General features: G+C 72.1%; 24 protein-coding genes and 1 pseudogene. 14 read left to right on the top strand and 11 right to left on the bottom strand.

Annotated features, from left to right (window positions below; genetic code table 11):
* The first annotated feature begins 23 nt into the window (after window positions 1-23).
* Both QSK39_RS39850 and lepB read left to right on the top strand, forming a co-directional pair.
* The gene (locus QSK39_RS39850; protein ID WP_285483009.1) at window positions 24-2690 is read left to right on the top strand and encodes a hypothetical protein; all 2667 of its coding nucleotides are present in this window, start codon (window positions 24-26) and stop codon (window positions 2688-2690) included.
* Entirely contained in the window at window positions 2687-3451 is a 765-nt protein-coding gene (lepB, locus tag QSK39_RS39845; RefSeq protein WP_285483008.1) for a signal peptidase I, read from the top strand. Before QSK39_RS39850 ends, lepB begins: the two co-directional genes overlap by 4 nt.
* Here lepB and QSK39_RS39840 read toward each other — a convergent pair.
* Window positions 3375-5310: pseudogene (locus tag QSK39_RS39840) on the bottom strand (ABC1 kinase family protein). The gene lepB and the pseudogene QSK39_RS39840 overlap by 77 nt on opposite strands.
* A 169-nt stretch (window positions 5311-5479) precedes the next feature.
* Between QSK39_RS39840 and QSK39_RS39835 the strand changes: the two are divergent.
* Window positions 5480-6016 carry a snapalysin family zinc-dependent metalloprotease gene (locus QSK39_RS39835; protein WP_285483007.1) on the top strand — a complete coding sequence of 179 codons (537 nt, stop codon included), beginning with the start codon at window positions 5480-5482 and terminating at the stop codon, window positions 6014-6016.
* A gap of 403 nt (window positions 6017-6419) precedes the next feature.
* Here QSK39_RS39835 and QSK39_RS39825 read toward each other — a convergent pair whose 3' ends face one another.
* The gene (locus QSK39_RS39825; protein ID WP_285483006.1) at window positions 6420-6986 is read right to left on the bottom strand and encodes a TetR/AcrR family transcriptional regulator; all 567 of its coding nucleotides are present in this window, start codon (window positions 6984-6986) and stop codon (window positions 6420-6422) included.
* Between the two features lie 80 nt (window positions 6987-7066).
* Here QSK39_RS39825 and QSK39_RS39820 point away from each other — a divergent pair, with 80 nt between their 5' ends.
* From QSK39_RS39820 to QSK39_RS39805, 4 genes are read left to right on the top strand one after another with little or no spacing between them, the layout of a single operon-like run.
* The gene (locus QSK39_RS39820; RefSeq protein ID WP_285483005.1) at window positions 7067-8002 is read left to right on the top strand and encodes an NADP-dependent oxidoreductase; all 936 of its coding nucleotides are present in this window, start codon (window positions 7067-7069) and stop codon (window positions 8000-8002) included.
* Between the two features lie 53 nt (window positions 8003-8055).
* A complete protein-coding gene (locus QSK39_RS39815) occupies window positions 8056-9282 on the top strand; it encodes a sensor histidine kinase (RefSeq protein ID WP_285483004.1) in 1227 nt (408 codons plus the stop codon).
* Window positions 9279-9926, top strand: a complete 648-nt coding sequence (locus QSK39_RS39810) for a response regulator (RefSeq protein WP_285483003.1) — start codon at window positions 9279-9281, stop codon at window positions 9924-9926. Before QSK39_RS39815 ends, QSK39_RS39810 begins: the two co-directional genes overlap by 4 nt.
* Before the next feature lie 4 nt (window positions 9927-9930).
* Window positions 9931-10635, top strand: coding sequence for a class I SAM-dependent methyltransferase (locus QSK39_RS39805; protein WP_285483002.1), 705 nt, complete (start codon window positions 9931-9933; stop codon window positions 10633-10635).
* Between the two features lie 3 nt (window positions 10636-10638).
* On the opposite strand, the gene QSK39_RS39800 is transcribed toward QSK39_RS39805, so the two are convergent.
* From QSK39_RS39800 to cysD, 4 genes are all read right to left on the bottom strand, one after another.
* Window positions 10639-11046 (bottom strand): hypothetical protein, encoded by a 408-nt coding sequence (locus QSK39_RS39800; protein ID WP_285483001.1) that lies wholly within the window; start codon window positions 11044-11046, stop codon window positions 10639-10641.
* A 58-nt stretch (window positions 11047-11104) separates the two neighbouring features.
* Entirely contained in the window at window positions 11105-11680 is a 576-nt protein-coding gene (locus QSK39_RS39795) for a hypothetical protein (RefSeq protein ID WP_285483000.1), read from the bottom strand.
* 61 nt (window positions 11681-11741) lie between these two features.
* The gene (cysC, locus tag QSK39_RS39790; RefSeq protein ID WP_285482999.1) at window positions 11742-13550 is read right to left on the bottom strand and encodes an adenylyl-sulfate kinase; all 1809 of its coding nucleotides are present in this window, start codon (window positions 13548-13550) and stop codon (window positions 11742-11744) included.
* Window positions 13550-14482, bottom strand: a complete 933-nt coding sequence (gene cysD, locus QSK39_RS39785) for a sulfate adenylyltransferase subunit CysD (RefSeq protein WP_285483616.1) — start codon at window positions 14480-14482, stop codon at window positions 13550-13552. Before cysD ends, cysC begins: the two co-directional genes overlap by 1 nt.
* Window positions 14483-14521: 39 nt before the next feature.
* On the opposite strand from cysD, the gene QSK39_RS39780 reads away from it, so the two are divergent.
* From QSK39_RS39780 to QSK39_RS39765, 4 genes are read left to right on the top strand one after another with little or no spacing between them, the layout of a single operon-like run.
* Window positions 14522-15001 carry a nuclear transport factor 2 family protein gene (locus tag QSK39_RS39780; protein WP_285482998.1) on the top strand — a complete coding sequence of 160 codons (480 nt, stop codon included), beginning with the start codon at window positions 14522-14524 and terminating at the stop codon, window positions 14999-15001.
* Window positions 14998-16188 carry a hypothetical protein gene (locus QSK39_RS39775; protein WP_285482997.1) on the top strand — a complete coding sequence of 397 codons (1191 nt, stop codon included), beginning with the start codon at window positions 14998-15000 and terminating at the stop codon, window positions 16186-16188. The genes QSK39_RS39780 and QSK39_RS39775 overlap by 4 nt, the downstream gene beginning before the upstream one ends.
* Window positions 16185-16973, top strand: a complete 789-nt coding sequence (locus tag QSK39_RS39770; RefSeq protein ID WP_285482996.1) for an SDR family oxidoreductase — start codon at window positions 16185-16187, stop codon at window positions 16971-16973. The genes QSK39_RS39775 and QSK39_RS39770 overlap by 4 nt, the downstream gene beginning before the upstream one ends.
* Before the next feature lie 8 nt (window positions 16974-16981).
* Window positions 16982-18139, top strand: coding sequence for a sulfotransferase family protein (locus QSK39_RS39765; RefSeq protein ID WP_285482995.1), 1158 nt, complete (start codon window positions 16982-16984; stop codon window positions 18137-18139).
* Here the strand turns inward: QSK39_RS39765 and QSK39_RS39760 are convergent.
* Window positions 18133-18519 (bottom strand): nuclear transport factor 2 family protein, encoded by a 387-nt coding sequence (locus QSK39_RS39760; protein ID WP_285482994.1) that lies wholly within the window; start codon window positions 18517-18519, stop codon window positions 18133-18135. The genes QSK39_RS39765 and QSK39_RS39760 overlap by 7 nt on opposite strands.
* A 9-nt stretch (window positions 18520-18528) precedes the next feature.
* On the bottom strand, window positions 18529-19719 hold the full coding sequence (locus QSK39_RS39755) for a glycosyltransferase (protein ID WP_285482993.1): 1191 nt from the start codon (window positions 19717-19719) through the stop codon (window positions 18529-18531).
* 41 nt (window positions 19720-19760) lie between these two features.
* Here QSK39_RS39755 and QSK39_RS39750 point away from each other — a divergent pair, with 41 nt between their 5' ends.
* Window positions 19761-20387: a TetR/AcrR family transcriptional regulator gene (locus tag QSK39_RS39750; RefSeq protein ID WP_285482992.1), complete on the top strand. Its 627-nt coding sequence runs from the start codon at window positions 19761-19763 to the stop codon at window positions 20385-20387.
* A gap of 12 nt (window positions 20388-20399) precedes the next feature.
* Here the strand turns inward: QSK39_RS39750 and QSK39_RS39745 are convergent, their stop codons facing one another.
* Window positions 20400-20831: a GNAT family N-acetyltransferase gene (locus tag QSK39_RS39745; protein ID WP_285482991.1), complete on the bottom strand. Its 432-nt coding sequence runs from the start codon at window positions 20829-20831 to the stop codon at window positions 20400-20402.
* A gap of 9 nt (window positions 20832-20840) precedes the next feature.
* Window positions 20841-22505 carry a GGDEF domain-containing protein gene (locus QSK39_RS39740; protein ID WP_285482990.1) on the bottom strand — a complete coding sequence of 555 codons (1665 nt, stop codon included), beginning with the start codon at window positions 22503-22505 and terminating at the stop codon, window positions 20841-20843.
* Between the two features lie 146 nt (window positions 22506-22651).
* Between QSK39_RS39740 and QSK39_RS39735 the strand changes: the two genes are divergently transcribed.
* Together QSK39_RS39735 and QSK39_RS39730 are read left to right on the top strand one after the other, a co-directional pair.
* Complete coding sequence (locus QSK39_RS39735) at window positions 22652-22999, top strand: ArsR/SmtB family transcription factor (RefSeq protein WP_285482989.1); 348 nt, start codon at window positions 22652-22654, stop codon at window positions 22997-22999.
* Window positions 22996-23631, top strand: a complete 636-nt coding sequence (locus QSK39_RS39730) for an SRPBCC family protein (protein ID WP_285482988.1) — start codon at window positions 22996-22998, stop codon at window positions 23629-23631. Before QSK39_RS39735 ends, QSK39_RS39730 begins: the two co-directional genes overlap by 4 nt.
* A gap of 219 nt (window positions 23632-23850) precedes the next feature.
* Here QSK39_RS39730 and QSK39_RS39725 read toward each other — a convergent pair whose 3' ends face one another.
* Window positions 23851-24180, bottom strand: coding sequence for a PASTA domain-containing protein (locus QSK39_RS39725; RefSeq protein ID WP_285482987.1), 330 nt, complete (start codon window positions 24178-24180; stop codon window positions 23851-23853).
* Window positions 24181-24204 lie beyond the last annotated feature (24 nt).

The following is a 24204-nucleotide window of genomic DNA, read 5'->3' as shown; positions in this document are numbered from 1 at the left end:
GTGCACTCGTCAGGGGGGAACGTATGCGCACCTTTGTCCTGCTTCCGGCTGTCCTGGTAGCCGGGTCCATCTCCGTCCTCACCGCTCCGGCGGCTTCGGCCGCGGACGGGTTCGTGCCGTCCGCCACCGTCGCGCGAGCGTCCTGGGGGTACGTCGAAGCGGCGACGCCGACGACCGCCCACGCCGGCGGCACCGGAACCGCCCCGGTCGGCACCACCGTGCGCGGCGCGACGGCCGCCCGGTCGTTCTTCACCTTCGACGTCGCCCGGTTCAAGGGGACGCACGTCGTCTCGGCCGCGGTGACGGCGAAGGAAACCCGCGCCGCGGACTGCGGTAAGCGCTCCCTGGAGCTGTGGCGCACCGCGCCGTTCACTTCGCGCTCGTCGTGGGTGAAGCCACCGGCCGAGCTGGAACGCCTGGCCACCGCGGGGAAGCCGGCGTCGGGTTGCGTCGTCGCCGACGCCCGGTTCGACGTCACCGCCGCCCTGTCCGCGGCGGCCGCGCGCGGCGACAAAACCGTGACGCTGGAGCTGCGGGTCCCGGCCGGGCAGGAGTTCGACCCGCGCTACGCCCGGGACTTCGCCGACAACGTCGCGCTGCAGGTCGGCTACAACACGGCGCCCGCCGCGCCCACGGCCCTCGAGAACAACGACGTCGCCTGCACACCCGGCGCGCCGGGCACCTACCTCAACCCGAACCACCGCGACTTCACCCCGTCGGTCGTCATGAGCGGGAACTTCACCGATCCCGACGCGGGTGACGAGCTGACCGCGCGCTACGAACTGTGGCCGGCCGACCAGCCCGCGGCGAAGCGGCAGCTGGACGCCCCGGTGTACGAGGGCGGGTCCGGCTCGGTGCTGGTGAAGAGTGAGGACCTCACCGAGGGCGCCACCTACGCCTGGCACGTGCGGGGTGACGACGGCACGGACGTCTCGCCGTGGAGCACCACCTGCTACTTCACCGTCGACCGCGTCGTGCCGAACGCGCCTGCCGTCACCTCCGACGTCTACCGGACCGACGTCGGCGGCGTGCAGGGTGACGTCGGCGTGCCGGGGCACTTCACCTTCGACGCCAACGGTTCCGGCGACGTCGTCTCCTACGAGTACTCCATCGCGACGGGTGGCTGGACCGACCCGCACACCGTGACCCCGGACCACCCGGGCGGCCCGGTGACGGTCACGTGGGCCCCCACGGACTCGGGCTGGACCTACATCTACGCCTTCGCGATCGACCGCGCGGGCAACCGCTCGCAGTCGCTGTCGAGCGGCTTCTACGTCAACGAGTCGCGGCCCGACATCTGGTCGGTGCAGTACCCGCAGGGCTGGACGAACCTCGACGGCGGCGTCGGCATCCCGGGTGTCTTCACCTTCTCGCCGATGACGCTCGAGAACGTCGTCGAGTACCAGTACCGGCTCGACGACGGACCGACGCTGAGCGTGCTCGCGGGGGACGACCACAAGGGGGCCGCGACGATCACCCCGCCGACCGGCGGGTTCCACGACGTGTACGTGCGCAGCAAGACCGCGTCGGGCTACATCGGGGCGGAACGCGGGTACCACTTCCAGGTCGACGACATGCCGACGGTCACCGGCGCGGACGGCGTGCTCCTGCTCGGCGCGCCGCGGACCCTGACCTTCGCGCCGCGCGCGGCCGGTGTCACGTCGTACGACTACTCGTTCATCCTCAACGGGGGTTCGCCGGGCACGGTCAAGTCGGTGCCCGCCGGCCCGGACGGCACGGCCACCATCACCTGGACGCCCGACCGCACCGACTACATCCAGGTCCGGATCCGCAGCCACAGCGGGACGGCCGAGCCGACCCTCGAACGGTCCGTGTCCCTGACCATCGACGGCGCCGCGCCGAAGGTGACGGTGACCGGGGGATCGCACCCGGGTGAGGCCGCGCACGCCGTGTTCAGCAGCAAGGTGCCGGACGTCGCGCGGTACGAGTACTCGATCGGTTCCGAGCCGCCGCACACCATCGCGGCCCGCGCCGACGGCACCGCCGAAGTCACCTGGACCCCGGCCACCGGCGGCTGGCAGACGGTCTGGGCCCGGGCGACCACGGCCGGCGGGATCACCACCGACCAGGGGTACGGCTCCGTCTTCGTCCACGACGAGCCGGACGTCACCTCGGCCGAGTTCCCGAAGAACGGCACCACCGCCGGGCACCCCGGCCGGTTCGACCTCGTGGCGCACCAGCCGGGCGCGGTCGAGTTCGTCTACCGGCTGGCGGGCCAGGAGGTGACGGTGCCGGTCGGCGCGGACGGCCGTGCTTCGGTCGGCTGGACCCCGCCGGGCTACGACAGCTACCAGCTCTCCGTCCGGACCCGCGATGCCGCGGGGACGCTTTCGACCGAGACGAGCTACTCGTTCTCGGTGTTCAGCCAGGCGATCATCACCTCCGACGACTACCCCGAAGGGCGTTTCGGCGGGGGTCCGGGCGTGCCGGGGACGTTCCACTTCTCCTCGGCGTCGGACTCGGTGGCGAGCTACGACTACACCTTCTCGGGCCCGTCGGAGGACGAGAGCGGCACGGTCGCGGCGGGTCCGGACGGCCAGGCGACGCTGACGTGGACGCCCAAGGAGCCGGGGTACTACTCGCTGACGGTTTCGCACCGCTACGGCACCGGCGGGTACCGGACCGACCGCTACTATTCGTTCTTCGTCCGGGAAGGCGCCTCGTCGTGACCGAGCTTTCCTTTCCCCCGGCACCGCCCGAGCCGGCGAAACCGCGCTCGAACCTGCGCGTGGTGCTGGTGATGGTGGCCTTGATGCTGCTCGGCGTCGGCGCCGGTGCGTACGGCCTGGGCACGATGCTGTTCGGCTACGACGCGTACGTGACGCAGAGCGGGAACATGAGCCCGACCCTGGCGCCCGGAGACCGGCTCGTCGTGCGCCAGGCCGACGACGCCGGGGTGCACCGCGGGGACGTCGTCGCCATCGACATGAGTGCGTACGCCGATTCGAGCCGCGCCGGAGTCAGTGTCGTCCGCGTGGTCGGGGTCGCCGGGGACAAGGTCGCCTGTTGCACCGACGACCACCTCTCGGTCAACGGCAAGCCGCTCACCGAGCCCTACATCACTCCCGGCTACGAAGGTCTCTTCGAGTTCTCCGCCGAGGTGCCCGAGGGCGCGATCTTCGTCGAGGGCGACAACCGGGGCAACTCCGACGACTCGCGGTTCAGCGGCCCGGTGCGGCTGTCCGGTGTCGTCGGGGTCGTGGTCGCCACCGGCACGGTCGTCACGCCGAAGCCGCTGACGCCGGTCACCGCGTTCACCGACGCGGGCCTGCCCGGAACGCCTTACGCCGACGGCACTCTGACCACGCTGCGGTGGTGGATCCTCGGCGGGTTCGTGCTGTTCGTCGCCGGGTTCACCGGGCTGATCGTGTCCGTCGTCCGGAACGCCGGAAGACGACGAAGAGCAGCCGCAGCCCCACCAGTGCGCTGATCACCAGCAGGTTGTAGCCGAACACCTGGTGCAGGGTCAGGTCCGCGGCGATGCGCGGGCCGCCCGTGCCGGTCAGCAGGAGCACGGCCATCAGGCCGGTCGCCGCTCCGACGAAGGCCAGCAGGACCTCGTGCACCAGGCTCGTCACGACGTCGCGGTCGCGCTCGTCGGAGAAGAGCCGGACGTTCACCGACAGCCGACCCTCCTCCAGGGCCGCGCCGATGCGGTCGACGCGGCGGGGGATGCGGCGCAGCACCGGCAGCAGCGCCATGACCTCGGTGAGCGCGGTGTGGCGCACCGAGTCCGGCCGCAGCCGGGCGCCGACCTGCTCGACGGCGAACGCGCGCGACTCGGCCACGACGTCGAACGCGGGATCCAGCGCGGCCAGGGTGCCTTCCACCGTGGCCAGCGACCGGAACACCGCGGCGACCGGCGGCGGCACGCTCAGCCGGAAGTCCGCGACCACCCGGAACAACCCGGTGAACAGGTCGAGCCCGGCGGCGCGGCCGGGCCCGAAGTGGCGGGCGACCAGGGCGCCGAGGGCGCGTTCGAGGCGTTGCTCGTCGATGTCGCCGGTGCGGTCGACGATCTCCAGCAGCCCGTCGCGCAGGGCCGCCGGGTCACCGCGGTCCAGCGCCAGGACCAGGTTCTGCAGGCCGCCGCGCAGCCCGGCGTCGAGCCGGCCGACCGAGCCGAAGTCGAGCAGCCCCAGGCGGCCGTCGGGCAGGACCATGAGGTTGCCCGGGTGCGGGTCGGCGTGGAAGACGCCGCCGATCATCACCTGGTCGAGCAGGCACCGCAGGAGTGAGCGCGCGAGCCGCTTGCGGTCGGCCGCCGGCGCCGTCCCGAGCGGCTTTCCGTCCAATCGGGACATGACGAGGACGCGTTCGGTGGACAGTTCTTTGTGGACGGTCGGCAGGACGACGTCCGGGGACGAAGCCGTGGCCACGGCGGTGATGTTGCGGGCCTCGATGGTGAAGTCGAGCTCCTCGGCGAGTGCTTCGGCGAACCCGTCGGCGAGCTCGGCGACCCCGAGCGACCGCGCCCAGTCCGCCCGCTCCTCCAGCGCCGCGGCGACGCGCCGGACGATGTCGATGTCGCGTTCGGCCTGCTCCCGCACCCCCGGGCGCTGGACCTTGACCACGACGTCCTCGCCGCTGTGCAGCTTCGCCCGGTAGAACCTGCGCGACCGACGCGGCGGCCAGCGGTTTCGGGTCGAACTCGGCGAAAGCGTCGTCGGGCGAGCCGCCCAGCTCTTCGGTCAGCACCGCCCACACGGCGTCGGCTTTCGCGGGCGCCACCTGGTCCTGCAGCTTGCCGAGCTCGTCGACGAACACCGGGGGCAGCAGGTCCGCGCGCGTCGAAAGCAGCTGGCCGAGCTTGACGAAGGTGACGCCGCCCTCTTCCAGCGCGCGGCGCAGGGAGCGGGCGAGCTTGGCGGGCCGGCCGGGCGCGAGATCGGGGTCGCGGCGGCCGGCGAGGTAGCGCCCGAGGCCGTGCTTGATGGCGATCCGGCTGATCTGCGAGTACCGGCGGGCGCGCGTGATCTTGGCGCCGACCGCGCGCAGCCGGAAGCCGCCCGGCAAGGCCATCTCGGCGACGAGGAGGAAGATCAGCGTCGCGAGGAAAGCGCTGCCCGCCAAGGGGATCAGCAGGCCGATGGCCGCGCCGCCGTTGTGCAGCAGGGAAACCGGGAACGCCTGGCCGATGCCGCCCGCGACGAGCCAGCCGAACGCGGCGCCGCCCAGCGCGCGGACGGCGCCGATCCGGACCCCGAGCACCCGCCGCGACGCGACCACCAGCGGCCACAGCACGAGTGCGTAGAGGGGGAGGGTCAGCAGGCCCAGCAAGACGTCCATGCCGCCGAGCAGACCACGCGGGCGGGGCCGGACGGCTCCTGCGGCGGCGGGACCGGGCTCCCTCGCGGGAGGGAGCTACTTTCGGCCGTGGCCCGGGCCGCTCGTGGACTTCTAACCTGATCGCGCGAACCACGGTTGGGTGTTCTCTAAACGGACATAAGGAGACACGATGAACGGACGCGTGATCGGCCGGATCGTGGCACTGGCCACGGCGGTCGCGGCCCCGCTGGGCGTGGGGCTCGCGGTCGCCCCCGGCGCTTCGGCGGCCGCCGTCACGACGCTGTACTACAGCTCCTCGGGCGCGCCGGACTACTTGACCCAGATCGACCAGGGTGCGGCCAACTGGAACGCCGCGGTCACCGACGTGAAGCTGGTCAAGCGGACGTCCGGGGCGACGATCAAGTTCCACGAGATCCACAGCGGCGGTTCGTACACGAACACCGACGGCCACGGCCGCGGCGACATCTACCTGGACACGAGCCAGGTGGCGGAGGGCTTCGACCCGACCCGCATCGCGGCGCACGAGCTGGGCCACAACCTCGGGCTGCCGGACCACTACACGGGCCCGTGCACGGAGCTGATGTCCGGCCACGGCCCGGGAACGGCGTGCAAGAACGCGAAGCCTTCGGCAGCCGAAGCGGCGAAGGTGCAGTCGTTGTGGGTGAACGGTTTCGCGGCTTCGGAACTGCGCAAGGTCGCTTACTAGCCGGTTGACGCCTGGTCGCCCACAGCTCGGCCGGGTTGTGGGCGACCAGGCGTCCCGCCGCGGCGTTTGCGGTGCCCGGCCTGATCGGGGATCACGGCGGTGATGCCGCGGGTGCGCAGGTGTCCGCGGATCGCCCTCGAGGAACAGGCCTTGTCGCCGCGGACGCGGTCAGGCAGCTCGGTGCGCAGATCCGGGTAGTTCGAACCGGCCCCCTGTGGGGCGGGTGATGGTGGTGGCGTGGTGATGCGCCCGGGCGATCGCCGAGTCCACCGGCACCGACCAATCCATCAGGCCGGCAGCTTCGGCCTCGGCGAGCAGGCGTCGCAGCACGGTGTCGCAGATCCCTTCGACCGTCGCTCGCGCGTCGGAGAACGGGCGTCCGCTGCCGCCGGTGTGAGGCGGCTCAGCCCGGCGGTGGCCGGAGGCCGTCGCTCAGGAGGTTCAGCAGGCGGCCGGCCTTGGCCTCGTTTGCGGGCGGGGGAGCCACGGTGAAGATGCCGATGAGGGCGGCGGCGATGTCTTCGGCGGTGACGTCGGAGCGGAGGTCGCCCGACGCGCGGCCGGCGTCGAGGATCGTGGTGATGGCCGCCAGCAGCTCGGTCCGGGTCTGCGCGTGGGCGATCTCGCCCGACTCGATCATCGCGAGCAGCGTGTCGAGCATGCCGTTCTTGGTCGCGATCCAGTCCCCGAACAGGTCCATCCAGCGCCGCATCGCCGCGGCCGGGGGCAGCCGGTCGAGCAGGTCGCGGGCGCCGGCCGTCAGTCGCGTGACCTGGTCCTGGTAGACCGCGTCGACCAGCGACTCGCGGGTCGGGAAGTGCCGGTAGAGCGTGGCGATGCCGACGCCGGCCTCGCGCGCGACCGCCCGCAGCGACGGCTCGGCGTCGGCCGCCACGAACAGGCGGGTCGCCACCGCGAGCAGCTGGTCGCGGTTGCGGGCCGCGTCCGCCCGCTTCTCCCCTTCGGCCAAAACGGATCACGCTCCGGTTGTGCTACGGTCGGGTCAGGTAAACGGAGCATAGTCCGTTTCCTCGACTTCAGGAGACCTTCATGCAAGAACACCGGAGCAGGGCGGTCCGGCTCGAGTCCTTCGGCGGCCCCGAAATGCTGGAAGTCCAGGAGGTGCCCGCACCGCAGGCCGGCCCGGGACAGCTCCGCGTGCGGGTCACGGCCGCCGGCCTGAACCCGATGGACTGGATCATGACCGCCGACGCGGACACGGCCGCCCGATTCGGCCTGAGCCTCCCGGCCGGGTTCGGGACCGACTACGCGGGCGTGGTCGACCAGGTCGGCGCCGGGGTGACCGGCTTCGCGCCCGGTGACCGGGTGTTCGGCGGTGCCCTGTCCCGGGCGGTCGCCGACTTCGTGGTGATCGACGCGGCCGGCGGGATCGCGGCGAACGAGGCCCGGCACACTCCCGACGGCGTCGACGACCGCACGGCCGCCGCTCTCTCGATCGCCGGCCGCACGGCATCCGCCGCCCTCGCCGTCGTCGATCCCGGCCCGGACGACACCGTGCTGATCGGCGGCGCGGCGGGCGGGGTCGGCGTGTTCGCCGTTCAGCTGGCCCGCATCGCGGGAGCACGCGTGATCGGGACGGGATCGGCGAGTTCGGCCGGGTTCCTGCGCGACCTCGGCGCCGAGCCGGTCGGCTACGGCGACGGCCTGGCCGACCGGGTCCGAGCCCTCGCGCCCGGCGGTGTCACCGCCGCCATCGACCTGCACGGAACGGAGACAGTGCACACCGCACGGGAACTCGGCGTCCCCGACGGCCGCATCTGCACCATCGCCACGCAAATCGACGGTGTGAAGGCGGCCAACGGCGCGAACGCTCCTGCCGGCGCTCTGGAAGAGATCGCGCGCCTGGTCGCGGCGGGTCGGCTCCGCGTGCCGGTCGCGGCGAGCTTCCCGATCGAGCGGATCCGCCAGGCGGCCGAGCTCCAGGCCGGCCGGCACGTGCACGGCAAGGTCGTCATCGACCTTTAGCGCTCCATCCCGAGAGGGAGGCGTCCGCAGGCGCTGCCTGCGAAGATCGACCCGTGCGCGTTCTCTGCCCCCTGACGAGCAAGGCGACCTACCGCCGGTGGGTGTACCTCGTCCTGGGCGGCGCCATCAGCGTTCCCTACCTGCTGTTCTCCGCCGTGGCCGTGCCGTCGCTGCTGCCCTTCGTCACCACCCTCGAACGCGCCACCCTCGTCGGCGGGCTGTTCACCCTGGTCGTCCTCGTCGCCACCGCCTTCCTGCCCGCCGTGCACGTCCTCGAGTCCACCGCCGTCCGCGAACTGCTCGACGATCCCGTGCCCGGCGCCCCCGCGAAACCGCGGACCCGGCCGGGCCGGCGGCGGGCCGCCGGGATGTTCGTGGTGCACGTCGTCGCCGGGTTCGCCGTCAGCTTCTTCAGCCTCGCCGCGCCCGTGGCCGTCGGGCTCTCGGTCGGTGCCGTGTTCACCGGGCACTTCCTCCAGACCTCCGGGGGCGACGAGGTCACCGTGCCGACGGGCTGGCCGTCGGTGTGGCTGCCCGTCGTGTTTCTCGCCGCCGTGGTGCTGCTGATCTACGCCGTCGCGGCGATCGGCGCCGGGCTGCGGCGGGCCGCGGTCCGGCTGCTCGGGATGACCGCCGCCGACCGGATCGCGCAGCTGGAACGGCGGACCGGGCAGCTCGCCGAACGCAATCGCCTCGCCCGGGAGCTGCACGACTCGGTCGGGCACGCGCTGAGCGTCGTCACCGTCCAGGCCGGTGCCGCCCGGCGGACGCTGCGCACCGACCCGGAGTTCACCGAACGCGCGCTCGGCGCGATCGAGGAGTCCGCCCGCACCGCGCTCGACGACCTCGACCACGTCCTCGGGCTGCTGCGCGACGAGGCGGCGGGCCGGGCACCGCAGCCGGGGCTGGCCGACCTGGAGACGCTCCTCGCAACGACCCGGCGCGCCGGCACCGACGTCACCGCGGAGGTGACCGGCGACCTGGCCGCGGTGCCCGCGGTGGTGTCGCGCGAGGTGTACCGGATCCTGCAGGAATGCCTGACCAACGCGGTGCGGCACGCCGGTAGGGTCCCGGTGACGGTGGTCGTCGACGTCGCGGCGCACGGCCTGCTCGCCCGGGTCGCCAACCCGCTGGGGGCCGGCTCCGCCCGCACCGGCGGCGGCCGCGGCCTGCGCGGGATGACCGAGCGGGTCGAGGTGCTCGGCGGCACGCTGTCGGCCGGGCGGGTGGACGAGCGGTGGGAGGTCGTGGTGCGGGTGCCGTGGGGGAGCGGGCGATGAGCGCCGGGGTGCTGCTGGTCGACGACGAGCCGCTGATCCGCGCCGGGCTGCGGGCGATCATCGACAGCGAGGCCGACCTTTCGGTGCTGGGTGAAGCCGCCGACGGCGCCGAGGTGCCCGGGCTGGTGGCCCGGCTGCGCCCGGACGTCGTGCTGATGGACGTGCGGATGCCCGCGGTGGACGGGATCCGGGCCACCACGCACCTTATGTCCACAGTGGACAGTCCGCCGAAGGTGATCGTGGTGACCACCTTCGAGAACGACGACTACGTCTACGACGCGCTGGTCGCCGGAGCCAGCGGGTTCCTGCTCAAACGGGCGCGCCCGGAGGAGATCGTCGCGGCGATCCGGACGGTGGTGACGGGCGAGTCCCTGCTCTTCCCGGCGGCGATCCGCCGCCTCGCGGCCCAGCACGCCCCGTCCGGCGACGGCCTGGCGAGCGCCGGCCTGACCGACCGCGAGCGCGAGGTGCTCCGGCTGATGGCGAGCGGCCTGTCCAATGTGGAGATAGCGGGCGAGCTGTACCTGGGGATCCAGACGGTGAAGACCCACGTGGGCAACGTACTGGCAAAACTGGGCGCGCGCGACCGGACCCAGGCGGTGATCCGGGCGTACGACTCGGGGTTCGTGATTCCGGCAGGATGAAAAGATGACCGCCGACTACGACAGCTTCGCCGGGGCCTACGCGGCCGAGAACGAGACCAGCCTGATGAACGCCCACTACGAGCGGCCCGCCGCGCTGGCGCTGGCCGGGGACGTGGCCGGGCGCCGCGTGCTCGACGTGGGGTGCGGGTCCGGGCCGCTCTTCGCCGCGTTGCGTGACAAGGGTGCGGTCGTGTCCGGGTTCGACCAGAGCGCCGGGATGCTCGAGCACGCCCGGCGGCGGCTCGGGGACGGCGCCGATCTGCGCGTCGCCGACCTCGCCGGGCCGTTGCCCTTTCCCGACGCCGCCTTCGACGACGTCGTCGCCTCGCTCGTGCTCCACTACCTGCGGGACTGGACGGTGCCGCTTGAGGAGCTGCGCCGCGTGCTCAAGCCCGGTGGCCGCCTGATCGCCTCGGTCAACCACCCGATGATGGTCAACGTCACGCACCGCCACGAGGGACCGCGGCCCGACTACTTCGCCGCCTACACCTGGACCGACGAGTTCCCGATGCCCGGCGGGACCGCCCGGATGACCTTCTGGAACAAGCCGCTGCACGCGATGACCGACGCCTTCACCGCGGCCGGTTTCCGGATCGCCGTCATCCACGAACCGCGCCCGGCACCGGCGGCGCGGGAGCTGTTCCCCGGCGACTTCGAGCTGCTCGACACCTTCCCGGCGTTCCTGTTCTTCGTGCTGGAAGCCGAGTAGGCACTACTGCTGGTACGGCCCGCGCGGCGGCTGGTACCCCGGTGGCGGAGGTTGCCGAAACCCCTGTGGCGGGGCGAATCCCGGCTGCTGCTGCGGGAATCCCTGCGGCGCGTACCCCGGCGGCGGAGCGAAACCGGGCTGCTGCGCGGGCCCGGCCCGGCGCCGGACCGCGACGACCAGCCGCCACCCGCACAGGGCCCCGATCCCCGCGCCGATCCCGAACGTGACCCAGCGGCCGCCGTTCTTGAAGGTGTTCGCGGTGTCGATCGAATCCTGGCGCTTCTGTTCGTAGGTCTCGCTGGTCGTCTGCCCGTACTGGGTCCGGTCGCAGGTCTGCCCCGGCCGCATCTCCTCGCTGCCGCACAGCACCTTGCCGCTGGGCTCCCCGGAGCCGAACAGGCCGAGCGCCACCAGTCCCAGCCCGAACAGCAGGCCCGGCGGATTGGCCGCTTCCGGACACTGACCGGTTTCAGAGCCGGCCGGCCAGCAGCTTCGCGATCTTGGTGTAGCTGTCTTCACTGCCCGACGAGCCCAGGAACAGGGTCGCGGTCCGCACCTGGCCGTGACTGTGCTTGGCGACGGCGATCTCCAGGCCGACGTCCTTCTTGTCGCAGTGCATCGCGGCTTCACCGATCCCGGGCAGCGGCACCACGTTCGCACAGTCCTTTTTCGACCGGGCGAGGAACTGCGCGGGCGAGGTGGAATCCACGGCGACGTAAAGGCTTCCCGTCTGCCCGCCGCCGTAGTCGCAGGCGTAGGCCTTCCCGGCACCGGTCTGCACCGGGTCGCTCTCGGCCGATCCGCCGGCGAGCCCGTGGTCGAGCGCCTGCATGATCTCGTCGGCGTTGAGGAACGGGCAGGCCGCGGTCACGGCCGCCGGCGAGGCCGCCGGCGTGAAGGTCGGAGCCGTCGTGGTCGGCTTGCTCACCGTGCTGGACGGCGGCTTCGACGTCGACGGCGGCGGTGCCGCCGCCGGCGTGCCGCCCGAACACGCGGCGACACCGGTCAGCAGGCAGGCAGCGAGGATCCCCCCGAGAAAGCGCATGCCGGCAATCTAACGTTTGATCACCTTCACGCGGTCTCGATCATGCATCGAGCCGATCTCGTCAGTCGAGACCTTCGAGCAGCGCCTCGATCGCCGCGGCCATCGTGGCGGGGTCGCCGTCGGCCGGGCGCAGCACCAGGTCCGGCGACGACGGGCGCTCGTACGGCGCGTCGATCCCGGTGAACCCCCGGATCTCGCCCGCCCGCGCCTTCGCGTACATCCCCTTCGGGTCGCGCGCCTCGCACACCTCCAGGGGCGTGTCCACGAAGACCTCCACGAACGGCAGGTCCCCGGAGACCGCCCGTGCCGAGGCACGGTCCTGCTCGTACGGGCTGATCAGCGAGGCGATCGCGACCACGCCCGCGTCCGCGAACAGGCGCGCCACCTCGGCCACCCGCCGGACGTTCTCCGCGCGGTCCTCCGGGCTGAACCCCAAACCGGCGTTCAGCCCGTGGCGCAGGTTGTCGCCGTCCAGGAGGTACGCCGGACGGCCCGCCGCCACCAGGCGGCGCTCCAGCTCCACCGCCACCGACGACTTGCCCGACGCCGACAGCCCGGTCAGCCACACCGTCGCGCCGCGGGTCGGCCGGTCCTCCCGGCGGACCGCCGCCGTGTGCCAGACGACCGGGGACACCGGCGCGCCGGTGATCATGCCCGCCGCGACCGTGTCGCCCGTGTGCTCGTCCACCAGCAGGAACCCGCCCGTGGCGCGGTTGCGGCGGTACGGGTCGAACAGCAGCGGCGCGCGCGTGCGCAGCCGGATGCGGCCGATGTCGTTCAAGGACAACGATTCCGCGGAGTCGCGGTGCAGCGTCGTCACGTCGAGGCGGTACTCCAGCCGCTCCACCGACCCGCGTGTCTCGGTGGTCGTGTGCCGGACGACGTACGAAGAACCCGGCGTCAAGGACGCGCGCTCGGAGAACCAGCAGACCAGCGCGTCCACCTCGCGGGCGGACTCCGCGCGGTTGCCGGGCCGGCACAGCATCGCCCCGCGGCCGAGGTCGAGGTCGTCGGCCAGCTCGACCGCCACCGCCTGCCCGGTGAACGCCTCGGACAGCCGTGTCCCGCCGGGGCCCCACACCGCGCGCACCTTCGAGGTGAACCCCGACGGCAGCGCCACGACCTCGTCACCCGGCTTGAACACCCCGCCGGCGATGGTGCCCGCGTAGCCGCGGAAGTCCGACCGGCGGATCACGTACTGCACCGGGAACCGCGCGTCGATCAGGTTGCGGTCGGACGCGACGTGCACCTCCTCCAGCTGGTGCAGCAGCGAAGTCCCTTCGTACCACGGCATGCTCGCGCTGCGGTGGACGACGTTGTCGCCGTGCAGCGCCGAGACCGGCACGAACGTCAGGTCGGCGATGTCCAGCTTCATCGCGAACCGGCGGAAGTCCTCGCGGATCTCGTCGAACCGCTCTTGCGACCAGTCGACGAGGTCCATCTTGTTGACGCACACCACGAGGTGTCCGATGCCCAGCAGGGACGCGAGGAACGCATGCCTTCGCGACTGCTCCCTCACGCCCTTGCGCGCGTCGACCAGCACCAGCGCCAGGTCGGCCGTCGACGCGCCGGTCACCATGTTCCGCGTGTACTGCAGGTGCCCCGGTGTGTCCGCGATGATGAACTTCCGCTTGGGCGTGGCGAAGTAGCGGTGCGCGACGTCGATGGTGATGCCCTGCTCGCGTTCGGCGCGCAGGCCGTCGGTGAGCAGCGCGAGGTCCGGGTAGTCCTCGCCGCGTTCCCGGCTGGCGCGTTCGACGGCGGCGAGCTGGTCGGTGAAGATCGCCTTCGAATCGAACAGCAGCCGGCCGATCAGCGTGGACTTGCCGTCGTCCACGCTGCCCGCCGTGGCGATCCGCAGCAGCTGCATCAGAAGTAGCCTTCCCGCTTGCGGTCTTCCATGCCTGCTTCGGAAATCCGGTCGTCCGCCCGCGTCGCACCGCGTTCGGTGACGCGGGTGGCGGCCACCTCGGCGACCACTTCGGACGGTGTCGCTGCCGACGACTCGACGCACCCGGTGCAGGTCGCGTCGCCGACCGTCCGGAAGCGCACGGTCGCCTCGTACGGCGTCTCGCCGTCCACAAGGGACAGGAACCGGGTCGCCGCCAGCAGCATGCCGTCGCGCTGGACCACCGGGCGCCGGTGCGCGTAGTACAACGGCGGCAGGGCGATCCGCTCGTCGCGGATGTACTGCCAGATGTCCAGCTCGGTCCAGTTCGACAGCGGGAAGACCCGGATGTGCTCGCCGCGCCGGTGCCGCCCGTTGTAGAGGTTCCACAGCTCCGGGCGCTGCGCCCGGGGATCCCACTGGCCGTGCTCGTCGCGGAAGCTGAAGACGCGCTCCTTCGCGCGGGCCTTCTCCTCGTCGCGGCGGGCGCCGCCGAACACGGCGTCGAAGCCGCCTTCGCGGATCGCCCGCAGCAGCGTGACCGTCTGCAGCCGGTTGCGGCTGGCGCCCGGGCCGGTGTCCTCGACGACGCGGCCGGCGTCGAGGTCGTCCTGGACGCTCGCCACCTCCAGCCGGAGGTTCAACGCGGCGACGGTCTCGTCGCGGAAGCGCAGCACCTCGTCGAAGTTGTGGCCGGTGTCGACGTGCAGCACCGGGAAGGGGAGCGGCGCGGGCCAGAACGCCTTGGCGGCGGCGTGCAGCATCACCACGGAGTCCTTGCCGCCGGAAAACAGCAGCACCGGGCGTTCGAAGGTCGCCGCGACCTCACGGAAGACGTGCACGGCCTCCGCTTCGAGCGCGGCCAGGTGCGAGAGCTCGTACGAGGTCACGGACACCGGAAAAAAGTAGAACATGTTCTTGTCATCGGTCAAGCGGTGCGAGACCCTGGGGGCATGGACCTGGTCGTACTCGAAGAGATCCGCCGGCTGAAGTACCGCTACCTCCGCGCGGTCGACCTGAAGCAGTGGGACGAGGTGGCCGACACCTTCACCGCCGACGCCACGGCCGACTACGGGACCCGCGCGACCGGCGAGGACGGGAAGCACTTCGAAGGGCGGGACGCCATCGTCGCGTTCCTGACCGAGAGCCTCGGCAACGGCATCATCACCGTGCACCACGCAGGTCAGCCCGAGATCGAGGTCGACGGCGACACCGCGACCGGGCGGTGGTCGTTCACCGACAAGGTCATCGTGCCCGAGCACAAGGTGATCATCGAGGGTGCCGCGTTCTACGAGGACACCTACCGCCGCGAGGCCGACGGCGCGTGGCGGATGACGCACATCGGGTACGTCCGGACCTACGAGTCGATGCTCTCGTGGGCGGACAACCCGGGCTTCCGGCTGCTCGCGAACCGCTGGGCCGTGCCGGCATGATCGAGAACGAGTTCTCGTTGACCGGGTCGCTCGCCGACGCCATCGCCGAAGCCGAGAAGCTGATCGCCGCGGCCCCGCCGGCGCAGACCGAGCTGGGTCTGCTCGAGGGCTACGACTACCTCGCCGGGAGCATCCGCGCGTCGCTGCAGATGGCCTGGGCCTACCAGCGCGACTTCCCGTACTTCACCGCGTCCACCGGGCCGTACACGAAGATGGGCCTGGACAACCCGGACACGCTGTACTTCAACGCGAACATCCGCGCCGACCGCGAGTACCTGGTCACCGGCGTCCGGGGGACCACCGCCGACCTGAGCTTCCAGATCCTCAACGGCGACTATTCGCCGGTCGTTGTGCCCGACAGCCTCGCCGCGTTCGACGACCGCGCGATCGAAATCGGCGAAGACGGCCGGTTCGAGCTGCGCTTCGGCCCGGCCCGCGAAGACCCGGGGCCGAACTACTTCGTCCTCGGCGAGGGTTCCTCGATGCTCGTCGTCCGCGAGGTCCACAGCGACTGGGCGACCGAGAAGCGCGGCGAGATCCGCATCCAGTGCGTCGACACGGCGGGCCAGGCGCCGCCGGTGCCGGACCGCTCGGCGATGGCCAAGCGCTACGGCGTCACCGGCAAGATCCTGCTGAGCCGGCTCAAGACGTTCCTGGCCTTCCCGAAGTGGTTCTACGACAACCTGCCGGTGAACACGATGACCGAGCCGCGCTCGACGCCGGGCGGGCTGACCACGCAGTTCTCTTCGGCCGGGCACTACGAGCTCGGCGACGAAGAGGCGATGGTCGTCACCGTGCCCCGCTGTGCCGACGCGCCGTACCAGGGCATCCAGCTCGGCAGTCTCTGGTACATCTCGCTCGACTACATCAACCACCAGACGAGCCTCACCGCCGACCAGGCGCGGGTCGACCCGGACGGCAAGATCCGGTTCGTCATCAGCGAGCGCGACCCCGGCGTGGCGAACTGGCTGGAGCGCACCGGGCACGACCGCGGGTACGTCCAGATCCGCTGGCAGCGGCTCGCGCGGGACCTCGGCCCGGATGACGGCCCGGTCGTCGAGATCGTCAAGGTGGACGAGCTGCCCGACCGGCTGCCCTACCACGAGGAAGCACGCGTGACGCCGGCCGAGTGGTCGGCGCGGATCGCGGCCCGGCAGGACGCCGTCGCCGCCCGGATGCTGGGGTGAGCGTGGAGAACCTGTTGCAGGGCAAGGTGGTCGTGGTCTCCGGGATCGGCCCGGGGCTCGGCCGGTCGATCGCCGTGCGCAGCGCCATGGCCGGAGCGGACGTGGTGCTCGCCGCGCGCACGGAGTCACGCCTGACGGAGGTCGCGAAGGAGGTCACGGACCTCGGGCGGCGCGCCGTCGCGGTCCGGACCGACATCGACGACGAGGACTCGTCGGCGAACCTGGTGAGCGAGGCGGTCGAGGCGTTCGGCCGGGTGGACGCGTTGGTGCACAACGCCTTCGCCGTCCCGCCGCTGACCGATCTGGCCACTGTGGACCTCGACGCCGTCCGCAAGGGCTTCGAGACCGCGGGGATCTCCGTGCTCCGGCTGACCCGGCTGTTCCTGCCCGCGCTCAAGGAGAGCAAGGGCTCGCTGGTGATGATCAACTCGGCGGTGCTGCGGCATTCGCGGCGCACGTTCGGCGCGTACAAGATGGCGAAGTCGGCGCTGCTGTCGCTCTCGCAGAGCCTCGCGAGCGAACTCGGGCCGGACGGCGTCCGGGTCAACACGGTCGCGCCCGGCTACATCTGGGCACCGAACCTCAAGTGGTACTTCAACTACCTCGCCAAGGAACGCGGCATCACGCCCGAAGAGGTCTACGCCGAAACAGCGTCCACAATAGACCTGCGGAAGCTGCCGGAGCCCGACGAGATCGCCGACGCGGTGGTGTTCCTCGCCTCACCGATGGCGCGCGCGATCACCGGGCAGTGCCTCGACGTCAACGGCGGCGAGTACCACCACTAGGAGGATCCATGCTCCCCGGCCGCGAAGACGTCGGCACCGTCGAGGACCTGCACGCGTCGGCCACGAAGCTCACCGGGCTCGGCGACTTCGGCGGCGACGAGTACCTCGAAGGGCTGCGCGTGCTGCTGGAGGCGTACGAGGCCGACGAGGACCTCACGCCGTTCGGCAACAAGGTGCACCGCGCGATGCTGCGCGGCGCGCTCGTCGCCCGGCTGCTCAGCGAGGCGGGCTGGAAGCAGCACCCCGCTTCGGCCGACGTCCCGGTCCGGCGGCCGATTTTCGTCACCGGCCTGCCCCGCACCGGCACCACCGCGCTGCACCGGCTGCTCGCCGAAGACCCGGGGCACCAAGGCCTCGAGGTCTGGCTCGCCGAGGTCCCGCAGCCGCGGCCGCCGCGGGAGACCTGGGCGGACAACCCGGTGTACCAGGGGATCCAGGCCGGCTACGAGCGTCACCACGTCGAGCACCCGGAGTTCATGGGTGTCCACCACATGTCCGCGGACCAGGTGGAGGAGTGCTGGCAGCTGCTGCGCCAGTCGATGCGCTCGCTGTCGTTCGAATGCCTCGCGCACGTGCCGCGCTACTCGCGCTGGCTGGCGAAGCAGGACTGGACGGACGCCTACGCCCGGCACCGGCGCAACCTGCAGCTGATCGGGCTGCCGGACGCGGGCAAGCGGTGGGTACTCAAGAACCCGAGTCACCTCTTCGCCCTGGACGCGCTGATGGCGGCGTACCCGGACGCGCTGGTGATCCAGACCCACCGCGCGCCGCGCACGATCATGGGCTCGATGTGCAGCCTCGCCGAGAAGGCCGCCGACGGCTGGTCGACGAAGTTCCGGGGCGAGGTGATCGGCAAGTCCCAGCTCGACCTGTGGGCCCGCGGTGCCGACGAGTTCCACGCGGCTCGCGCCCGGTACGACGCGGCCCAGTTCTGCGACGTGCGCTACGAGGACTTCGTCGCCGACCCGATCGGCACGGTGTCCACTGTGTACGACCACTTCGGACTGACGTTCTCTGACAACGCGCGGGCGGCGATGACCGCACTCCACACGGAAAGCCGTTCGGGGGAGCGGAAACCGGTGCACAAGTACAGCCTCGCGGACTTCGGCCTGACGTCCGAGGAGGTCGACGAGCGGTTCGCGGGCTACCTGCGCGCGTACTACTGATCGGCCGGGATCGGCTCCGCCAGCGCCGCGCGTGCGGGAGCGGCCGGGAACGGATCGGCGAAGTACTGCGTCTCGTGCGTGACGAGATCGCCGTAGAACTCCATGATGCTCACCGTGCGGGTCGGCACGCCGTCGTAGGTGATCACGCACTCGCTGACCCAGAGGTCACCACTGCCCTGGATGCGGCGGATCTCGAAGTGGCGCTCGGCCGGGTGGCCGCCGCGTTGCGCCCGGATCTTCGCGCGGCCGCGGAAGCGCTCGCCGGACTGCGGGTAGTCCAGGACCGCGTCGTCGGCGTAGATCGCGTGCTCGCGGTCCACGTCGCCTTCTTCCGAAGCGGTCCAGTGCTCGACGATCGCGGCGTGGATCTCGGCGTCCATGCCGGAACCCTACGCCGTGATCAGCTCGACCACCTCGGCCATCGAGGGCCCGGCGGCCATCTCGGCGGCCAGTTCCTTCGCCCGGTCGCGGTAGCGCGGCTCGTCCAGGACCGCGCGCACGTCCCGCCTGATCGCGCGCGGGGAGGCCGAAGCGCGGGCGCGGCCGATCCCGGCGCCGGACCAGGTGACCCGGGCGGCGACGTCGCGCTTGTCCTCGCTGGCCCCGACGACGACCAGCGGTACGCCGTAGCGGAGGGCGTGGTTGACGCCGCCGTACCCGCCGTTGCCGACCATCGCGGCGCAGCGGGGGAGCAGCTCGTCGTAGGGCAGGAACTCGGCGACGCGGACGTTCGCCGGCAGCGGGCCCGGGCTCAGCCGCCCGCCGCACGTCGTCGCGACGACCAGCACGTCCTCCTCGGCGAGGGCGGCGATCGTGGGTTCGACGAGCCGGCCGAGGTCGTCGTTCGCCACCGTCCCCTGCGTCACGTGCACCACCGGGCGGGAGCCGTCGAGGTCGCCCCACCACGGCGGCAGCGGGTGCTCGCTCGCCGCGCTGACCGTGGTCGGCCCGATGAAGTGCAGCGGGGCGTTCGCGCGGGGGTATTCGAAGCCGGGGCAGGTCATCTGCAGCACGCCGTCGCTGTGCAGCGGCCAGTCCGCGAACAGCAGGCCGGGGTCTTCGCCCAGCGCCTCCCGGGCCTGCTTCTGCGCCGGCCCGAGCACCCACGGTGCGAGCGCTTTGAGGATGGCGGTGCTGAGGCGGTGCGAGGGCGGGCCGCTCGGCACCGGGGGCATGAACGGGAGGAAGCCCAGCACCAGCACGCGGGGCCGGTGCTCGCGGCGCACCAGTGCCAGGCCCGCCATGAAGAGGGGGTCGCACAGCACGACGTCGACGTCGAGGTCCAGCACGCTCAGCTGGGCGGGCATCGCGCGGACGAAGGTGGCCAGCTCGAACCGGGCGAGCCGCAGTCCCTTCCGGCCGGCGCGGCCGGGGATCGAGCCTTCGAGGTCGGTTTCGTCGAAGTCGGCCTCCGGCGGCAGGACTCGCACGGTGGCGCCGAGCTGCTCGAACGCCGCCCGGTAGCGCGCCCCGGTGACGACGCTGACGTCGTGCCCGGCGGCGAGCAGGGCTTCGACGATCGGCTTGGTCGGGCCGACGTGGCCGCGAGCGGGCTGGACGCAGACGAGTACGCGGGTCATGGCTCCCCCTTGATTGACCGATACGCTGTACTATCCAATTGATGACGATACCGGAATCCGGCGGCGAGCGGCGCCGCTACGAGTCACCGGTGCGCGAGGCCCGCGCCCGGCGCACCCGCGAGCACGTGGTGGCGACGGCCGGGCGGCTGTTCGCCGAGCGGGGTTACGCGGGCACGAGCGTTAGGCAGATCGCCGGGGCGGCCGGGGTGAGCCTCGAGACCGTGACGCAGGCCGGGCGCAAGGCGGACCTGCTGCTCGCCGCGTTCCAGGACGTGTTCGCGGGCGACCCGGACGCGGTGAACCTGGACGCGCTGGTGGGGCCGGCCGGACCGGCGGACCTGCCGGCGGTGGTGGCGCTGCTGGCCGAAGGGCTGCGCCGGTCGTTGCCGATCTGGCGCGCGTTCACCACCGCGGCGGCGGCCGACCCGGCGGTGGCGGCGGTCCGCGCGGAGCTGGCGGTGGCCCGCCGCGCGGAGATCGTGGCCCGCCTGGAGGCGGCGGGGCTGGCTCCGGAGGGGGACTGCGGCCGCCTGGCGGACGCGATCGGGCTGCTGACGTCCCACGAGGCGTACGACCACCTGGTGAACGTGTGCGGCTGGCCGCACGAGGACTACGTGACGTGGGCGGCGGCGGCGATCCGGGCCCAGCTCACCCTCGGCCGGCCGTGAGCTCCCCGGCCGTCAGCGCCGGTAGGCGTAGTGGATGAGTCCTTTGTGGAACTTGCCCACCTTGTCGTAGAGCGCCCGGGCCGGGGCGTCTTCGAGCGTGTTCCAGTAGAGGCTCGGGAAACCGTGCTCGTCGGCGTCCCGCGCGACCCACTCGATCACGGCCGTCGCGACACCCCGGCGCCGGACTTCCGGGTCCACGAAGAGGTCCGCCAGATAGCACTTCCCGGAGTACCAGACACTCGCGTGGAAGAGGTAGTGCGCGATGCCGACCATCCGGCCGTCCAGCCGGGCGGCGATGCCGCGGATCCGGTCGTCGTCGAGCAGGCGCCGCCAGGTCCGTTCGTAGGCGTCGTCGCCGCGCTCGACGGCGAAATACGCATCCTTGGCCCGGGCCAGCGGTTCCCAGGACGCACGGTCGGATTCGGCCAGGAAGCGGATCTCCACCACCCCACCCTAACCGGCGGCGGCCTGCAGACCGCGCGTTCCGATGCCGCGCAACACTTCCACCCGGTCCGCGCCCGGCCGGCCGAGCACCCAGCTCGACCCCGGGACCGCCTTGGCCCGCTTCTTCAACGGCGCCAGCAGCCGGGAAACCTCCTGGTACGACCGGATCGAGCCGCTCGCGCAGACCAGCGTCGCCAGGGACACCGTCACCGGCATGCCGTCCGCCGACCAGCGGCGGTCCAGCAGGGCGCCCGCCACCGTGGCGATCTCGTCCACGTCGCAGACCACCAGGAAGTCGTCGCCGCCGACGTGGCTCACCCGCATCCGGCGCAGGCCGCCGCCCAATGCCGTCAGGGCCGCGCCCAGCTCGCGGATCAGGTCGTCGCCCGCGGCGAACCCGGCCGTGTCGTTCACCGCCTTGAACGCGTCGATGTCCAGCCACGCCGCCACGAACGGCTCGCCGATCGTGATCCGGCGGGCGACGTCGCGGGCGACCGTGTCGCTGCCCGGCAGCCGGGTCAGCGGGTTCAGCGCCGCTGCGGCCTCGACCTTCGCCTCCGCCACGCCGCGCACCACCTCGGTCACCAGCACCACGCCCAGGCAGCGGCCGACCTCGTCGACCACGACGACGTCGTCGCCGGTGCGGCCCCAGTCGGCGTCGGTGACCAGCTCGAGGAACTCCATCGCGCCGGCGCGGGCCTCGATCGTGTGCGGGGTGTCCGCGAGCCGCGCCGCCGGGCGCTTCGCGTGCAGCGCGTGCCCGTACGGGCCGGTGACCGCGACGAGGAACCGCGTCCGGTCGACCGACCAGCGCGGCCGGTTCAGCTCGTCGACCCCGATGACGCCGCTGGGCGCGTCCGCCGCCGCCAGCACCTCCCGGACCTCGTCGCAGGTCGCGGTTTCCGGCAGCGTCGTGGCCGGGCGGAGGAAGTCGCCGACGCACTGCGCCGGACCCGGCGCCCGCGGGGTCGCCTGCGGCCGGGTGAGCAACGCCGGGGCGGGGCCGGCGGCGGTCGGCGGGGCGAGCAGGTTGCCCTGCGCGATCCGGATGCCGAGGCCGCGGACGGCGTCGAGCTGGGCGTCGGTCTCCACGCCGGTCGCGACGAGCCGGATGTCGGTCCGGTTCGTGTAGTGCAGCAGCGCCTCGACGATGGCGGCCGACGCCGGGTCGTCCGGCAGCCCGCGCAGCACCGTGCGGTCGAGCTTGACCAGGTCGACCGGTGCCTCGACGAGCAGGCCGAGCGGCAGGTCGCCGCGACCGAGGCCGTCGAGCGCGAGCCGGAAGCCGAGCTCGGTGAGCGTCCGCATCCCGGCGAGCGCGCGCTCGGCGGGCAGCGGCGCGAACGGCGGGCCGATCTCGAGGACGACGTCGCGGGTGCGGCGCCCGGCATCGCCGAGCTCTTCGAGGAGGTCGTCGTACATCGCCTGCGGCGCGGCGAGCGTGCGGGCGGAGAGGTTGAGGTGCAAGGGGAGCGACGACTCGTCCTGCCGGACGGCGGCGATGGCGAGCCCGAGGTCGACCTGGGCGAGGCGCCCGTCGCGGCGGGCCTGGGTGAGCAGCTCGGGGACGGTGCCCTGGCCCGGCCTGGCCAGCGCTTCGTGCGCCACGACGCCTCCCGTGTGGAGGCTGTACAGCGGCTGGAATGCGAAGCGGACCGCTCGGGGCGACGTCACGTCCCCGATCGTCGCGGGTCGGGCGGCGAAACGAAACCGATGTCGACTGATGTTCACCGCCGATACCCGAATCGGAGTAACGCAGGGTGACGCCGGCCACTTGTTCAGAGTTGACTTATATAAGTCCGTACTTGTAGTTTGGCCGGGTGCACGCGTTCGACGTCCTCGGTGATCCGGTCCGCCGCCGGATCCTCGAGCTGCTGGCCGACGGCGAGCGGGCGGCGGGCTCGGTGACCGACGTGATCCGGGCCGAGTTCGGCATCTCGCAGCCCGCGGTGTCCCAGCACCTGAAAGTGCTGCGCGAGAACGGCTTCGCGGTCGTCCGCCAGGACGGGACGCGGCGGCTGTACGCGGTCGGGCACGCGCCGCTGCGCGACGTCGACGCCTGGCTCGACCGGTTCCGCCGGTTCTGGACCCCGCCGCTGGACGCACTGGCCACCGAAATCGCCCGCGGCAAGCGCGCGCGGCGCCTCACCGAAGGAGACTCCCCGTGATCGACGTCAGCCACCAGATCAGCGCCGTCCGCCGGACGCTCGGCGACCGGGTGCTCGAAGGGAAGGAGGCCCGCGTCCTGACCATCGGCCAGGTCTACGACACCGACGTCGACGACCTGTGGGACGCCTGCACGAACCCCGAGCGCATCCCGCGCTGGTTCCTGCCGGTCAGCGGCGAGCTGAAGCTCGGCGGGAAGTACCAGTTCGAGGGCAACGCCGGCGGCACGGTCGAGCGCTGCGACCCGCCGAAGAGCTTCGCGGCGACGTGGGAGTTCGGCGGCAACGTCAGCTGGATCGAGGTCCGGTTGACGCCCGAAGGGTCCGGGACGCGGTTCGAGCTGGAGCACGTCGCGCACGTCGACGAGCGCTGGGAGGAGTTCGGCCCGGGCGCGGTCGGCATCGGCTGGGACGGGGCGCTGGTCGGCCTGGTCCTGCACCTGGCCGACCCGGGCAAGGCCGTCGACCCGGAGGCGGCGATGGCCTGGATGATGTCGCCCGAGGGCATCCGCTTCATGACGGCGTCGAACGAGGCCTGGTACGAGGCCGACGTCGCGGCGGGCGCGAACCCCGAGCAGGCCCGTGCGGCGGCCGACCGCACCCTGAAGGCCTACACGACCCCGCCGGAGGCCTGACCCGCCGCCGTGTCGACCCTTCAATCACGCGAGTCGACCCTCTGATCACGCGTGATGCCCCTTCAATCACGCGTGATGCCCCTTCAATCACGCGAGATGCCCCGCGGATCACGGGTGTGACCTCGCGGCGCACCGGGGCCGGACGGGCTTCTCGCGTGATCAGAGGGGCATCACGCGTGATTGGGAGGGCATCACGCGTGATTGGAGGGTCGACACGGGTCAGCGGTCGGTGTACTTGATCGCCGTCAGGGTGATCACGGCGTCGGCTGCGACCTCGGTGCCGGCCGGTGGGTCCTGGGCCGTCTGGACCCAGTTGCGGTCCAGGACCAGCATCCGGCCCTGGCCGGTGCCGTCGACCTCGCGCAGGTTGTAGAGCCCGGCCTTCTGCATCGCGTCCTGGGCGTCCTGGTGGTTCATGCCGGACACGTCCGGGACCTTGACCCGCTTGGCTGTCGCCGAAGCCGAGGTCGACGTCGAGGCCGGTGTCGAAGGACCGGGCGCGCCGCACGCGACCAGGGCGAACGCGAGTGCTGCCAGCGTCGTGACCATCGCTCGGGGCATACCTGAAGGTAC

It is taken from the genome of Amycolatopsis sp. NBRC 101858 (assembly GCF_030269325.1).
In the GTDB taxonomy this organism is placed as follows: domain Bacteria; phylum Actinomycetota; class Actinomycetes; order Mycobacteriales; family Pseudonocardiaceae; genus Amycolatopsis; species Amycolatopsis ponsaeliensis.
This window is presented reverse-complemented; position numbering and strand designations above follow the sequence as displayed.